Genomic DNA, 14,460 nt, shown 5'->3' with positions numbered 1-14,460 from the left:
ATCGTGGGGCTGGTCAGTCACCAGGAGGTAGTCCTTGACCGAGGCAGTCGCCCGCCCCACCCCGCAGCACGACGTCGCGGCAGCGCTGCTCTCGGCGATCCTCGACATGGCGGGCGACCTCGACACCCGCAGCCTGCTGGAGCGGTTCGTGGCCGCGAGCACCAGCCTGACCGGCGCGCGGTACGGCGCGATCAACATCGTCGACGAGGACGGCGCGTCGGTCGAGTTCGTGCAGAGCGGCTTCACCGACTCCGTCGTCGCGGCTCTTGGCCACCCGCCGCACGCGTGGGGGGTGCTCGGCGCGATCCCCGACGAGGGCGTCCTGCGGCTCGACGACCTCACCCAGCACCCCGACTTCCGCGGCCTGCCCGCCGGGCACCCGCCGATGGGGTCGTTCCTCGGTGCCGCCGTGCGCGTGCGCGGCGAGCGGTTCGGCACCCTGTACCTGTCGGAGAAGCCCGGCGGGTTCGGCCCGGACGACGAGGCGGTGGTGCTGTCGCTGGCGGCCGCTGCCGCCGTGGCCGTCCTCAACTCCCAGTCGTACGCGCTGGAGGTCCGCCGCCAGCAGTGGCTGACCGCCGGGCAGGACATCGCCACGATGCTGCTCGAGGGCGCCGACGCCGAGGACGTCCTCGAGCGCGTCGCGGCCGCCGCCGTGCAGGTCGGCGCGGCGGACGTCGCCGCGATCGTCCTGCCGGGCGCCGACGAGGACGAGCTCCTCGTCGAGATCGTCACCCCCGCCGGCAGGTCGCTGCTGGGCGCGGACATGAGCACCGAGGAGCGCGTGCGCGCGGCGTTCGACGACGGCACCGGGTGCCTCGTCGCCGACGCCGGCGACTCCCCGGCGTTCGTCGGGTACGGGCCGTCGCTCCTCGCGCCCCTGCACGCCCAGGGCCGGGGGATGGGGGTGCTCGTGCTGCTGCGCCGGACGGGCGCCGCGCCCTTCACCGACGAGGACCTCACCCTCGCGCAGTCGTTCGCGCGGCAGGCCGCGCTCGCGTTCGTGCTCGGTGAGGCCCAGCGGCTGCGCGGCCACGCCGCCGTGCGCGACGAGCGCACGCGCATCGCACGCGACCTGCACGACCTCGCCATCCAGCAGCTCTTCGCCGCCGGCATGCAGGTCCAGGCGCTGCGGACCGACCCGACCGGGCCCGTGTCGGCGGAGGCGTCGCAGGTGCTGGAGCAGGTCGTCGGGCACGTCGACGCCGGCATCCGGCAGATCCGCGTGATCGTGCGGACCCTCGACGACCCCGGCGCCACCATCCCGCTCGTCGAGCGCGTCGTCGCCGAGGTCGAGCTCGCACGCTCGTCCCTCGGGTTCGCCCCGCACCTGAGCGTCCACGTGGACGGCGTGGCCGTGGACCCCCTCGCCGGCGACCGCGTGCTCACGGGCGGCATCGACGAGGTCGTCGCACCCGGCCGCGCCAACAACGTCGTCGCGGTCGTGCGGGAGGGGCTGTCGAACGTGGCGCGCCACGCGCGCTCGCACGCGGTGTCCGTGCGGCTGACCGTGACCACCGGGGACGTCGGGCAGGTCGTCGTCGAGGTCGAGGACGACGGGGTCGGCGTGCCGCCGGCGCGCACGCGATCGTCGGGCACCCGCAACCTCGCGCAGCGCGCCGAGGAGTCGGGCGGGTCGTTCGCGCTGCTGCGGCCCGCGTCGGGGCGCGGGGCGCTGCTGCGGTGGTCGGCGCCGCTGGACTGAGGGGTCGGTGCGGGGACTACGAGCTCATCTGCCCACGACGTCCGCGATCAGCCCGGGGATACGGTGCGCGAGCGTCGCCCACACGAAGTCGGCCTGCACCTTGTCGTCGTGGTGCGCGATGAGGTTGCGCATCCGCTGGATCTTGACCCACTCCACCTCGGGGTGCTCCGCCTTGAAGCCGTCGGGCAGCTTCTCGACGACCGTCGACACCTTGATGACGATGCGCTCACCGGCGTTGCGCAGCAGCCGGCCCTGGGCGTCGTCCGCGAGGTAGGCGGCCTGGCCGAGGCTGACGACGTGCGCCGCGTCCTCCGCGATGGCCACGAGGTCGTCGAGGAGGCGCGCCACCTTGTCCGGTGCTGTCACAGGGGGATCGCCTCGCGCCGGGCGTGCGCGCTCACGGCGCCGGCGACACGACCGGACACGACGTCCACCTTGGTGCCCAGGAGCTGCTCGAGCTCGTCCGTGAGGTCCAGGACGTCGACCAGGTCGGTGCCGTCGTCGAACGTGATCATCAGATCGATGTCGGAGTCCGGGGTGTCCTCACCGCGGGCGACCGAGCCGATGACGAGCGCGTCGTGACCGTGATGCCGCGCGACGGCATCGCGGACCGCGAGGCGGTGCCGGTCGAGCACCGCGGAGGGCCGGACGCGGAGGGCGGCGTCGAGGCGTGCGCGTCCCTCCGGCCCGATGCCGCGTCGCCCGGTCTCGACCGCTGCGATCACCGGCTGAGCAACGCCGGACCGCGCCGCGAGCTCACGCTGCGTGAGGCCGAGGCGCAGGCGACGGGCGCGCAGCTCGGCGCCCGGATGATCAGTCATGGTCCGACGATAGCGCGACTGCTATCGCGTCGGGTCGGTCACCGGTCGAGCTCGGCAAGGCACTGACGAGCCGCGGCTGCTGCGTCGGCGGCCAGCACGTCGACGGGCAGGGGATCGCCGTCGGCGACGCGTTGCGTGGCGTAGAGACGGGCGGCGCGCCCGTCCGGGTCGGTGAGCTGGGCGAGCGCGGCCCGTAGGACACCCTCGAACTCCTGCTCCCGGCCGGGTGGCAGCGCCGCGCGCGCGGCACGTCCGGCCGCGCGGGGGCCTCCTGCGGTGTTGTGCTGGACGACGAACGCCAGGTCGTAGGGGTCGCGGTCGGCGCGACGTCCGAGCACGGCCGCGGCCTTGGCGAGCAGGTACCCGCCGAGGTTGGCGAACGGCACGTCGACCCAGGCGGTGAGGTCGTCACCGGACCGGACGGGCAGCCGGCGGATCACGGGATCCCGCAGCGCCGGCGCGGGACCGGCCACGTTCTGGACGGTCATGCGGGTGCAGCCCGGCACGGCGAGCTGCTGCCCGCGGTGGTCGAGCACGTCGGTGAGCAGGTCGATCCGCACGGGGGCGCCCTCGAGCGTCATCACCCACTGCCACGCCCGCCCGTCGGTCCGGCCGTCGAGCTGCGCGACCAGGCGGGCCAGGGCGGCCTCCGCGATGGCGCGGGTGCGGCGTGTGCGCATCAGAAGCCGATCCGCTGCTCGCGCAGATGCATCGCGTACTCGTCGGCACGCACCCCGCCGCGGCGCAGCAGGTCGCCGTAGAGACGGACGTCGCTCACCAGCGGCACGTCGTCGTCGGGTGCCGCGTCCGGTCGTGCCGCGCGCGGTCGGTCCGCGCTCAAGAGGGCGACGGTGTACCGGTCGGCCCGCAGGACGCGGACCCGAACCCCGGCGTCCGTCGGCGTGAGGTCGGCTGCGGCCAGCAGGTCATGGAGGTCGTGGTCGAACGCCGTGCCGTCGAGGTACAGGTCGACGGGGTTGGTCGCCGTGGTGAACGGGGCCCGACGCTCCAGGGCGACCAGACCGGTCACGGCCCAGACGCCGCGCGGCCAGGCCGGCGCGAGCACGTCGGCGAGCCAGGTGTCGGGGTCGCGGATCAGTGCGTGGGCTGCGATGCCGTCGTCCTGCCCTGACGCGTACCAGGTTGCCCACCCGTCGAGCATCGCGCCGCGCTCGACGACGTCACGACGGGACGTCGGTCCGCGTCGCGGCCCGGTCGGTGCCGTCCACCCCTGGCTGTCGAAGTAGGTGAGGGCTCTCGAGGCGGCGCCGGGCGACGCGCCGACCGCTGCCGCCAGGTCGGCCACCGGTGGGACGAGCGTCTCGCCCGTCGCCGCCCGCTGGAGGAGGTGCTCGGCGACCGCGCCGGCGGCTGCGGTGAACCGGGCAGGTGCGGCCTCGGGCGGGGCGGGCGGGGTCGGGATCCGGATGAGGATCGGGCCGGCCGACAGGTCCAGCCCTCCGGCCTCGTCCGCCCACGAGATGCCGCGCTCGGCCAGGAGGGCGCGGCTGCCGGGGGAGAGCCGGCGGGCGACGATCACGGGGGTGGCGCCGGCGGGCGTGTCGTCCACGGCGCTCAGGGCCAGGCGGACATCAGCCGGGAAGCCCTCACCGGCCCAGACGGGGTGGAGCGGCTGGGTCGTCCCGTGGTGTCTGAGGTCGACGCCGGTGGGGGTGGGGTGCGCGTCGAGCCGTCCCGGGGTGGACGACCGGAGGGCGCGGAGGAGCGCGTCACGGGCGCGCAGCGACGACTCCATAGTTGTTTACTGTAACAGGAAACAACCTCATCGGTGCTGGCAAAGAAGACTCGTGACGCCTCTCCGGCCTCCCCGTTGCAGCCCCCGAGCCGTTGCCGAATCTCACCCGCCGTGTTCGCCGTAATTGCCGTCTCCACGCGCACGCGCTCTCGGCGAACCCTCTACGGTCGGCACTTTGACCTGGACAACTGACCAACACGTGCCCGTCCTCGGGTGCGACGGAGGGCGACAGAGATGGCAGCGGCACGCGCGCGTCGGCAACGCACGACCCACGACGGCACCCGGCGACGCGGACGCTTCGTCGCACGCGTCGCGGCCCTCCTGGCCGGCGCGCTCGTCGCCGCGCCGCTCACCCTCGTCGGCATCGCGTCGCCCGCGGCGGCGGCGGAGTACCGCTCGTTCGCGCCGGTGTTCACCACGAACACCAACGGCGACATCCTCATGGCGGCGAACACCCTCATGACGTGCAACGCCGCGCTGAACGCCACGACGGGCACGTGCGCCAACTCGCGCGCCGGCACCGGCTCGTCCCTGAACAACAACGACCTGAGCCCCATGCAGTTCGTCGACGTCGACTCCTCGGCGTCGACGTTCAACTCCTCCACGGCGGACCTGACCGTCCCGGACGGCGGCAGCGTGCTGTGGGCGCGCCTGTACTGGGCGGGTCGCACCGGCACGGGCGGCGCGAACCAGAGCGTCGCGCTGCGCGACCAGGCCGTCCTGCGCGTCCCGGGTGCCGTCGCGTACCAGCCCGTCACCGCCGACCGCGTGGACGTCGCGACGAGCGACAACTCCGGCACCGCGTACCAGGCGCACCGCGACGTGACCGCGATCGTGCAGGCTGCCGGGTCCGGCACGTACACGGTCGGCAACGTCCAGTCCTCCTCGGGCAGCAACAACCAGTACGCCGGGTGGACGCTGGTCGTCGCGGTCTCCGACCCCGCGGCGCCGGCGCGCAACCTGACGATCTTCGACGGCTTCGGGTCCGTCAGCAGCGGCGACCCCCTGCCGACGTTCACGGTGAGCGGCTTCATCACGCCCCCGAACGGGGACATCCGCACGTCGGTCGGCGTCGTCGCGTACGAGGGCGACCGCGGCTACACCGGTGACCAGCTGCAGCTCAACGGCACCAACCTCAGCGACGCCGGCAACCCGGTCGGCAACTCGTTCAACTCCTCGATCAGCCGCTTCGGTGTCGACGACCGCCGCCGCAACCCCGCGTTCGTCAACCAGCTCGGGTTCGACGCCGACGTCTTCCGCGTCGGTCGCCCGGTCGTCAACAACGGCGACACGAGCGCGACGATCACGCTGACGACGTCCAGCGACCAGTACTTCCCCGGTGTCGTCACCTTCGCCACCGACCTGTACGACCCGACGCTGCTGGGCAACAAGTCGGTCACGGACGTCAACGGCGGCCAGCTGCGGCCCGGTGACGTCCTGACGTACACCGTGCCGGTCAGCAACATCGGCCTGGACACGGCGGCCGACAGCCGCTTCTTCGACGCGATCCCCACCGGCACGTCCTACGTGCCGGGGTCGCTGGCCGTCGACGGGGTCCGCGTCACCGACGCGCAGGGCGACGACGCCGGGTACTACGCCGCCGCACCGAGCGGTCACGTCGTCGCGTACCTGGGCGCGTCCGCGTCGGCCGGCGGCGGGGGAGACATCCCGATCACCCCGGCGCTGGCACCCGCCCCGCACACGGTGTCCTTCAGCGTCCGCGTCGACGACGACATCCCGCACGGTGCGCAGATCGTCAACGGCGCGGCGATGACGTACCGCGGCAAGACCACCTACCAGTCCGCGTCGTCGGTCTCCAACGTCCTCACCGACGTCGTCACGGCCACACCGGTCCCGGGCGCGAACCCGCCGATCGCCACCCCGCACGTGCTGACGTTCCGGCCGCAGCCGACCGAGCGGACGCTCGACATCGCCGTGCTCGACGGTGACCGCGACCCCGACGGCGACACCTTTCGCGTCGTGGCCGTCACCGACGCCGCGGGCGCCGCGCTCACCGTCAACCCCGACGGCACCGTCACCTACGCCCCGCGCGACGACTTCGCGGGCCGCGACGTGTTCACGTACACGATCGAGGACAGCACGGGCCTGCGGTCCACCGCGTCGGTGCAGGTGGTGGTCCTCAACGACGCCCCCGTCGCCGACGACGACACCGCCACCACGACCGGCGGCACGCCCGTGACGATCGACGTCCTCGACGGCGACACCGACGCGAACGGCGACGAGCTCAGCGTCCGGTCCGTCACGCCCACCAGCGCGCAGGGCGGGACCGTCACGATCGACCCTGACGGCTCGGTCGTCTACACCCCGCGCCCCGGGTTCCGCGGCACGGACACGTTCGACTACGTCGTCCAGGACTCCCGCGGCGGCTCGGACACCGCCACGGTGACCGTCACGGTCGCGAACGGGCTCCCCGTCGCGCAGCCGGACACCTACACCGTGAACGCCGGTGGGACGGTCGCACTGGCTCTCCTGGTCAACGACTCCGACCCCGACGGCGACGCGATCAGCGTCGCCGGGCGCTCGACGCCGAGCAACGGGAGCGTCACCGTGGGCGCGGACGGCATCGGCACCTACACCCCGAACCCCGGCTTCGTGGGCACGGACACCTTCACCTACTTCCTGCGGGACGACCAGTCCCCGGCAGGGGTGTCCTCCTCGGTGACGGTCACGATCATCGTCAACGGCGCGCCAGTCGCGACCGACGACACCGCGAACGTGCCCACGGGCTCGTCGAACGTGGTCGTGCCCGTGCTCGACAACGACACCGACCCGGAGAACGGCGCCCTGACCGTGTCGGTGGCGACGGGGCCCGTTCACGGGTCCGCGGCGGTGCTCCCCGACGGCACCATCCGCTACACCCCGTACACCGGCTGGGCCGGCGACGACTCCTTCAGGTACCGCATCACGGACGCCGGCGGTCTGTCCTCGACGGCCTGGGTGACGGTCACCACGGCCAACACGCCGCCGGTCGCGGCCGACGACGTCGCGTCCGTCGCGAAGAACGGCACCCTGAGCGGGGTGCCGGTGCTGGACAACGACACCGACGTCAACGTCGCGGCGGGTGTCTCCGGACAGTCGCTGCGGGTCACGGCCGCGTCCGCGGACAACGGCGCGACGGTGACGAGGAACGCGGACGGCACGCTCGACGTGACCCCGGCCGCCGGCTTCACCGGCACGGTCACCGTCACGTACACCGTCGCGGACGGCGCCGGCGGCACGGACGTCGGCACCCTGACGGTCGAGGTCGCGAACGGTGCGCCGTCGGCGCTGCCCGACGGGCCGGTCGGCACGTCGACCAGCACCTCGGTCCTCGTCGACGTCCTCGCCAACGACACCGACCCGAACGGCGACACGCTCACGCTGGTCCCGGGCGGCCTCGGCACGCCGGTCGACGGCGACGGCACCCCCCGCGGCACCGTCACCATCGAGAACGGCGAGGTCCGCTACACGCCCCCGACGGGCTGGGCGGGGTCGGTCACGTTCACCTACGACGTCACCGACGGCGACGTGACCGCGACCGGGTCCGCCACGGTCGTGGTCGCGAACGCCGTCCCGGTCGCCGGTGACTTCACCGAGACGACCCCGTCCGGGACCCCCGTCGTCCTCGACGCGGTCGGCAACGCGAGCGACGCCAACATCCCCGGAACGGACCAGGAGCTCACCGTCACGGGCGCCGTCGCGGACCAGGGCGCGGGCGTCGTCGTCAACACCGACGGCACCCTCACCCTGACCCCCGCACCGGGCTTCAAGGGTGACGTGACCGTGACGTACACGGTCGCCGACGGCGCCGGCGGCACGGACACGGGCACGATCACCGTGACGGTCGCCAACGCGGCACCCGTGGCCGACGACGACTCCGTCCCCACGGCCTACGGCACGCCCGTGGACGTCGACCTGACGGCGCTGACGTCGGACGCCAACCCGGACGACACGCTCGTCGTCAGCGCGGGCACGCCCGTCGACGGTGACGGCACCCCCCGCGGGACGGTCACCGTCACCGACGGCGTCGCGACCTTCACCCCGCAGGACGGCTTCTCCGGCACGGTGACCTTCCCCTACGTGGTCGGCGACGGCACGGACACCGCGACCGGCACCATCACGGTCGAGGTCGCCAACGCCGCCCCGGTCGCGGTCGCCGACACGGCGTCGACGACGACGAGCACGGCCGTGACGGTCGACGTGCTCGGCAACGACACGGACCCGAACATCCCCGTCACGGACCAGCGCCTGCAGGTCACGGGTGCGAGCGCCGACAACGGTGCCGGTGTCGTCGTCGAGGCCGACGGTCGCCTGACCATCACCCCGGCCGGGGGCTTCCGCGGCGACGTCACGGTCACCTACACGATCGCCGACGGCGCGGGCGGCACGGCGACGGGCACGCTCGTGGTGTCCGTGGCGAACGCGGCACCGGTCGCGGGCGACGACGGCCCCGTCACGACCGCCTCGAGCACGAGCACGCTCATCGACGTGCTCGCCAACGACACCGACGCGAACCCCGGCGACGTGCTCTCCGTCGTCCCGGCGTCGCTGTCCGTGCCGCGGGACGCCGACGGGGTGGTGCGCGGCTCCGCCGCGATCGAGGGCGGCCAGGTGCGGTTCACCCCGACGCCCGGGTTCGCCGGCACGGTGACGTTCACGTACGCCGTCACCGACGGGACGACCGCCGACACGGCGACCGTCACCGTGGTCGTCGCCAACGACGCACCCGTCGCGACCGACGACACCGCCGGCACCGACACCGACACGGCTGTGACGGTCGACGTGCTGGCCAACGACACGGACGCCAACATCCCCGGCTCGACGCAGGAGCTGACGGTCACCGCCGTCACGGCCGACAACGGCGCGACCGCCGTGGTCGACCCGGACGGTCGCGTCACGGTGACCCCGGCGCCCGGCTTCAAGGGTGACGTCACCGTCACCTACACCGTCTCCGACGGCGCGGGCGGCGAGGACACCGGCACGCTCGTGGTGTCGGTCGCCAACGCGAGCCCCGTGGTGGGCGACGACGGCCCGATGACGACACCGACCGACACGTCCGTGCTCGTCGACGTCCTGGACAACGACACCGACGCCAACGGTGACCCGCTGAGCATCGTGCCCGGCGCGCTCACCCCGCCGGTGGACGGCGACGGCACGCCCCAGGGCACCGTCACCGTCGAGGACGGTCAGGTCCGGTACGTCCCGGCGCCCGGCTTCGCGGGCACGGTCACGTTCGAGTACGACGTCACCGACGGGACCAGCACGACGACCGGCACGGTCACCGTGACCGTCGCCAACGCGGAGCCGGTCGCCGTCGACGACACGGCCACGACCGCCACGGACGCCCCCGTGACGGTGGACGTGCTCGGCAACGACACCGACCCGAACATCCCGGGCACCGACCAGCGCCTCACGGTCACCGGTGCGACGGCCGACCAGGGCGCGACGGTCGCCATCGAGCCCGACGGCCGCCTGACCGTCACCCCGGCCACCGGCTTCAAGGGCGACGTCACCGTCACCTACACCGTCACCGACGGTGCCGGTGGCAGCGACGAGGGCATGCTCGTGGTCACCGTCGCCAACGCGGCGCCGGTCGTCCCGCCGCTCGACACCGTCGGCACGCCGTACGGCACGCCCGTGGTCGTCGACGTCCTGACGCCCGCCACCGACGCCAACGGCGACCCCCTCGAGGTCGACGAGGTCCGGGTCCCCGTGGACGCGGACGGCACCCCGCGCGGCACCGTCACGCTCGTCGACGGTGTGGTGACCTACACGCCGCCCGCCGGGTGGTCCGGCACGGTCACCTTCGAGTACGTCGTCTCCGACGGCACGGACACCACCACCGGCACCGCGTCCGTCACCGTCGGCAACGGTGCACCGGTCGTCACGCCGGACACCGCGGACGGCACCGCGGGCTCGCCCGTGACGATCGACGTCCTGGGCAACGACTCCGACCCCGAGGGCGGTCCGCTGACGATCGTCGAGGTCACCCAGCCGGAGTCCGGCACGGTCGAGATCGTGGACGGCAAGCTCGTCTACACCCCCGCGCCGGGGTTCGTCGGTGAGGTGACGTTCACCTACACCGCCGCCGACGCGACCGGGGCGCGCACGACCACGACGGTCACGGTCCGTGTCGCGGCGGCCCCGCCGGTCGCGGCCGGAGGAGCACTGGCCGTCACCGGTGCGCAGGTCGCCGGACTCGGTGCCGCAGCCCTGCTGCTGCTGGTCGGCGGAGCCGTCCTGGTGACGGTGCGCCGCCGACGTGGCTCGCACGTGAGCTGACCTCACCTGCCGCTGCGCGCGTCGTCGCGCAGGGACGGCCCGCACGTCGCCGGATCATCCGGCTGCGTGCGGGCCGTCCGCGTCGGGGCGACGGTCTGGCCGGCGCTGAGGCGCTCCCGGCCGGCGCCGGGGGCGCGACGCGCACGTCAGAGCTGCACAGCCTCGGGGCCGATCCGGTCCGCCGGCCGGACGACGCCGTCGGCGGCGCTGGGCTGAGGGCCGTCGCGGTTCGGCTGCCGGGTGCCCTCATCGATCGCTTCTCGGCGTCCCTGGTGGTCCACCGGCCACGCGTACGGAGCGCGTGATGGCGTCGAACAGCTCGAGGAAGGCGTCGCGGGCGGCCGGCAGCGGGGTGGCGAATGCGAGGTGGACGAGGTCCGGCGAGCCGGTCGGCTCGACCCAGTAGTCGACGACCAGCGAGGGCAGCGCATCCGGCGCTCCCTCGTCGGGGTTCGCGGCTCTGGCGCGAACGCGACGGAGCACGACGCCGTGGGGTGTCTCCCCGAGATCGAGATCCTGGCCCGGTTCCGCGTCGGTGCGCGCCAGGTCGGCGAGGAGCGCGCGCCCGCGGGCGTCGACGCGCTGGCCGGGCAGGCGGTGGACCGAGACTGAGGCGGGGAGCGGCGGTCCGTCGCCGCTACCGAGCGCGAGCGCGACGAACAACCCGTGCGCGGCGGCGGCCGCCGCCGTGCTGTCGAGGAGGGTGCGCGTCAGGTCGGCCCGCAGGTTCGCCCATCGCGGGTCGTCTCCGAGCCGCTCGTTCACGACGGCGTGGACGTCTGCCGTCCGCGCGTCGTCGTCGCCGAGCTCGATGACGGCCCAGTCGTCGGGGAGCGTGACGATGACGGCCCCGTTTGCGTGGTCGGTCACGCCCTCTCCAGGTCGACGACGAGGGAGTCGGTGATCGCGTTGGTCTGCAGACCCAGTTCCTCGAGGAGGTACGGGTTCGACGTCTCGAAGCGGCACGCGACGGTCTGCTCGGTCCCTGGCGGCAGCACGTACCAGGTGACGTGGGTGATCACCTGACGGGTCTGGCCGCCGAGCAGCCGCGCGAGGGCGCCCCGGCGCGCGGGCCGTCGGACGCCTCGGACGATCTGCGCGACCGTCGGACCGGCTGCCAGTTGCCCGGGGTCGGCCGCGACGTCGAGGATCTCGACGTCGTCGAGCACGGGCGTCTCCCACGCGAAGGCGAGGAGCTCGTCGGGCGTCATGCGGGGTGACGCCGGGGACGACACAAGGATCCGCATCGACGCGAACGGGGTCTTGTTCTCATCCGGCTGCCAGAGGCCGGCGAGCAGCGTGCCGGGATGGCTGGTCTGCGTCTCGTCGTCAAAGGTCCGGACCGCGGAGGCGAGGGCGTGGGTGGCCGGGCTGTCGTTCGCGGTCGTGAGCCGGTCCGCGGCCACGGCGCCGTCGCCTGCCGGCCAGACCACCCAGCCGCGGGGTGCCGCGCAGCGCACGGTCGCGATGGGCGCGGTCACAGGTGGAGCCTCTCGCGCGCGGACTGCTGGGGCGGTGAGGTGAGCTCAGAGGCGAGCTGCCCGGCACCGTAGGCGTTCGCCGCCACGTCGATCCCATGGATCCAGACCACCTGCTGCTCGAGGCTCGACGCCTTGGCAAGGAGCGGGTTCAGGAGGTCGACGGCCTTCGGGTGCGTGGCGACCGACGCGACGTCGTCCAGCAGGGCGCGGTTGGCGACGACGTCGCCGTGGCCTGCCATCGTGAGCAGCCCCTTGGGGCCGGCGCCGACCTGGAACAACGCCGTGCGGAACGCCGCCAGGTACGTGCCCGGCGCGGATCGCCAACCGCCGGCGAGCAGTCCGCGCACCGTGAGGTCCGAGGACGCAAGCAGACCGCGTGTCGCCATGTCGACGGCGCCGCTGCCGGCGGCGACCGCGGGGTTGCCGGAGCGGGAGGTGAAGCCGCGCACCGCGGTGAGGGCGTCGGGCATCTCTCGGGACAGCTGTTGCAGCCCCTTGCCGACGACCTTTCCCCAGCCGAACGAGAGCATGCCGAGAGCGTCGATGCCTGCGTCTGCCCACCCCTTCTCGCCCTTCGCCGCGAGCATCACGTTCGCGACGAGAGAGGCCGCGCCGGCGATCGTCGCAGTCAGCGCCAGTGCGGGCCCCAGGATCGGCACCCAGCACAGGACGAGTGCCGCAGTGCCGGCGATCGTCGCGACCTTGCCCGCGATCGCGGAGACCTGGGTCGCGACCTCCAGACCCCAGTCCTCCCACCAGCCGTCGTCCAGACCATCGCTCGCCCGCGCCTCGTCGATCGTGTCGATGGCGCGTCGCGCCGCGGCGTCGCGTTCCCGCTCGACGATCTCGAGCTCGTCGCGCAGCGTCGTCAGCCGGAGCTCTGCATCGTCCACCGCGGTGCGGGCTGTCTCCAGCCGGTTCGTCGTCGCCCGGACGTCGGTCGCCGCCGCGGCGGGATCGTCCTCGAGGTCGCGGAGCAGCACCGCCGCGCGCAGGCGCTGCTGAACGGCCTCGTCGAGGGACTGCTGCGTGGTGCGGGCTCGTGCGAGGAGGTCGTCTGCGGCCTCTTGGGCCTGGCGTAGGGCGACGGCGTAGGTGCTCAGCGCATCCGCCACCGCCAGGTAGCGAGCGCGGGCCTTCCTGATCGTGCCTGCCACCCCCGCCGCGCGCTCGCGGAGGGTGTCGACAGCGAGCGACCGCATGCGCGGGTCGCTCGTGAGCTCCACGAGCGAGTCAGCGGCGAGCCGGATCTGTGCCGCGACCTCACGGTGCGCCGCGGCCTGCTGCGTGAGAACGGCGGGATCGCCGGGCACGGGATCGGTTGCTGCGAGGGGGTACCACGACGTGGCGCGGGTGGTCATCCCTGACCTCGCAGCGCAGCGCCAAGGCTCTCGTCGATGTCCTCGAACCCCGTCGCCACCGCAGCGCAGGCGTCCGACAGGCGGGCGATGTCCTCGATGATCGACGCGCGCCTGCCATCCCAACCGCTAGCAAACTGCTCCAAGCAGGTCGACAGCCCGCCGTGCCCGGCCGCCTGGGCTGCCTGCCCGCTCTGCGCGTCCGCACCGTCGAACGCCGATGCGACGTGTCGAAGGCCCGCTCCCGTCCGATGCAGAGCATCTGTGTCGAGGCTGAGAGCGTTCGTCATGAGTTACCGTCCGTCGCGGGTGCGGGATGCTCGTCCGACTCCGAGTGGTCGTTGCCGACCACCGCGAGAGGGGTAGCCGTGCTTTCATCGGGCCCGCACGAGATCGTGAAGTAGTCATGTGCGTTGCTCAGCCAGCAGCTCGAAGGACTGCCGTCGGTCAGCTCGACGTGCATCTCCCACGGGAGCGGATCCTCCTCGATCGGAAAGACGAGGACCGGGTCTGTGAAGGTGATGCCGTACTTCTTCTCCAGGGCTGCCTGCGCCACGTCGTCCGCCTGCTGGCGTGCCTCCCACCAGGTGTCACGTGCCGCGTCCTGCCGGTGGTGGTGGATGCGCCAATCGACGTAGGACAGGGCCAGGAGCGCAATGCCGCCGAACGACAGCCAGGCGGCGAGCCGGATCTCGTGCTTGCGGAACGAGACGTTGAGGATGGCCCGCACGGTGATCACCGCGAAGCCGAGCATGCCCGCCAGACCGAGGGCGATGAGAGCCCATCCGAGGGTCGAAGCTGACGTTGGTGGCGGGGGTTCGGGAGGCACGTCGGGGACGGGCACCAGGCTGAGGAGCGAGATCACGAGTTCTCCGTTCGGGTGGTGCGCGCAGTCCGCGGTGCCTGTCCGGCAGGTCGGTCGAAGATGCTGCGGTCCTCAGCAGTCGGGTGGTTTCGGTCTGTCGGTGCACAGGTCGGCGACGAGGCGGCTGGTGCGTTCTTCGACGGTGAAGGGTGGGGAGGTGGTGGTGGTGTTGGCGGTGCCGTTGATGTCGCG

General features: G+C 73.2%; 11 protein-coding genes. 2 read left to right on the top strand and 9 right to left on the bottom strand.

Annotated elements, in window-relative coordinates; genetic code table 11:
• Nucleotides 1–34: 34 nt before the first annotated feature.
• Nucleotides 35–1,705 (top strand): sensor histidine kinase, encoded by a 1,671-nt coding sequence (locus tag H9657_RS17830; protein ID WP_225215611.1) that lies wholly within the window; start codon nucleotides 35–37, stop codon nucleotides 1,703–1,705.
• A gap of 24 nt (nucleotides 1,706–1,729) precedes the next feature.
• Here H9657_RS17830 and H9657_RS19785 read toward each other — a convergent pair whose 3' ends face one another.
• The 4 genes from H9657_RS19785 to H9657_RS17810 are packed head-to-tail and all read right to left on the bottom strand — an operon-like array spanning nucleotide 1,730 to nucleotide 4,096.
• Nucleotides 1,730–2,071: a HepT-like ribonuclease domain-containing protein gene (locus H9657_RS19785; protein WP_191784783.1), complete on the bottom strand. Its 342-nt coding sequence runs from the start codon at nucleotides 2,069–2,071 to the stop codon at nucleotides 1,730–1,732.
• Nucleotides 2,068–2,526 (bottom strand): nucleotidyltransferase domain-containing protein, encoded by a 459-nt coding sequence (locus H9657_RS17820; RefSeq protein WP_191784782.1) that lies wholly within the window; start codon nucleotides 2,524–2,526, stop codon nucleotides 2,068–2,070. The genes H9657_RS19785 and H9657_RS17820 overlap by 4 nt, the downstream gene beginning before the upstream one ends.
• A gap of 38 nt (nucleotides 2,527–2,564) precedes the next feature.
• A complete protein-coding gene (locus H9657_RS17815) occupies nucleotides 2,565–3,206 on the bottom strand; it encodes a hypothetical protein (RefSeq protein WP_191784781.1) in 642 nt (213 codons plus the stop codon).
• Nucleotides 3,206–4,096: a type IV toxin-antitoxin system AbiEi family antitoxin gene (locus tag H9657_RS17810; RefSeq protein WP_191784780.1), complete on the bottom strand. Its 891-nt coding sequence runs from the start codon at nucleotides 4,094–4,096 to the stop codon at nucleotides 3,206–3,208. Before H9657_RS17810 ends, H9657_RS17815 begins: the two co-directional genes overlap by 1 nt.
• Nucleotides 4,097–4,516: 420 nt before the next feature.
• Between H9657_RS17810 and H9657_RS17805 the strand changes: the two genes are divergently transcribed.
• Nucleotides 4,517–10,564, top strand: coding sequence for an Ig-like domain-containing protein (locus H9657_RS17805; RefSeq protein WP_191784779.1), 6,048 nt, complete (start codon nucleotides 4,517–4,519; stop codon nucleotides 10,562–10,564).
• A 246-nt stretch (nucleotides 10,565–10,810) separates the two neighbouring features.
• Here H9657_RS17805 and H9657_RS17800 read toward each other — a convergent pair whose 3' ends face one another.
• Genes H9657_RS17800 through H9657_RS17780 form a run of 5 tightly spaced genes read right to left on the bottom strand, consistent with a single transcriptional unit; the run spans nucleotide 10,811 to nucleotide 14,268 of the window.
• On the bottom strand, nucleotides 10,811–11,434 hold the full coding sequence (locus H9657_RS17800; RefSeq protein WP_191784778.1) for a hypothetical protein: 624 nt from the start codon (nucleotides 11,432–11,434) through the stop codon (nucleotides 10,811–10,813).
• Nucleotides 11,431–12,045: a hypothetical protein gene (locus H9657_RS17795; RefSeq protein WP_191784777.1), complete on the bottom strand. Its 615-nt coding sequence runs from the start codon at nucleotides 12,043–12,045 to the stop codon at nucleotides 11,431–11,433. Before H9657_RS17795 ends, H9657_RS17800 begins: the two co-directional genes overlap by 4 nt.
• Nucleotides 12,042–13,406 carry a hypothetical protein gene (locus H9657_RS17790; RefSeq protein ID WP_191784776.1) on the bottom strand — a complete coding sequence of 455 codons (1,365 nt, stop codon included), beginning with the start codon at nucleotides 13,404–13,406 and terminating at the stop codon, nucleotides 12,042–12,044. The genes H9657_RS17795 and H9657_RS17790 overlap by 4 nt, the downstream gene beginning before the upstream one ends.
• Nucleotides 13,403–13,693: a hypothetical protein gene (locus tag H9657_RS17785; RefSeq protein ID WP_191784775.1), complete on the bottom strand. Its 291-nt coding sequence runs from the start codon at nucleotides 13,691–13,693 to the stop codon at nucleotides 13,403–13,405. The genes H9657_RS17790 and H9657_RS17785 overlap by 4 nt, the downstream gene beginning before the upstream one ends.
• Complete coding sequence (locus H9657_RS17780; RefSeq protein WP_191784774.1) at nucleotides 13,690–14,268, bottom strand: hypothetical protein; 579 nt, start codon at nucleotides 14,266–14,268, stop codon at nucleotides 13,690–13,692. The genes H9657_RS17785 and H9657_RS17780 overlap by 4 nt, the downstream gene beginning before the upstream one ends.
• Between the last annotated feature and the right edge of the window lie 192 nt (nucleotides 14,269–14,460).

The organism is Cellulomonas avistercoris (assembly GCF_014836445.1).
GTDB classification, from domain to species: Bacteria; Actinomycetota; Actinomycetes; order Actinomycetales; family Cellulomonadaceae; genus Cellulomonas; species Cellulomonas avistercoris.
The sequence above is the reverse complement of the archived record's forward strand: the minus strand, read 5'-3'. Positions and strand labels throughout refer to the sequence as shown.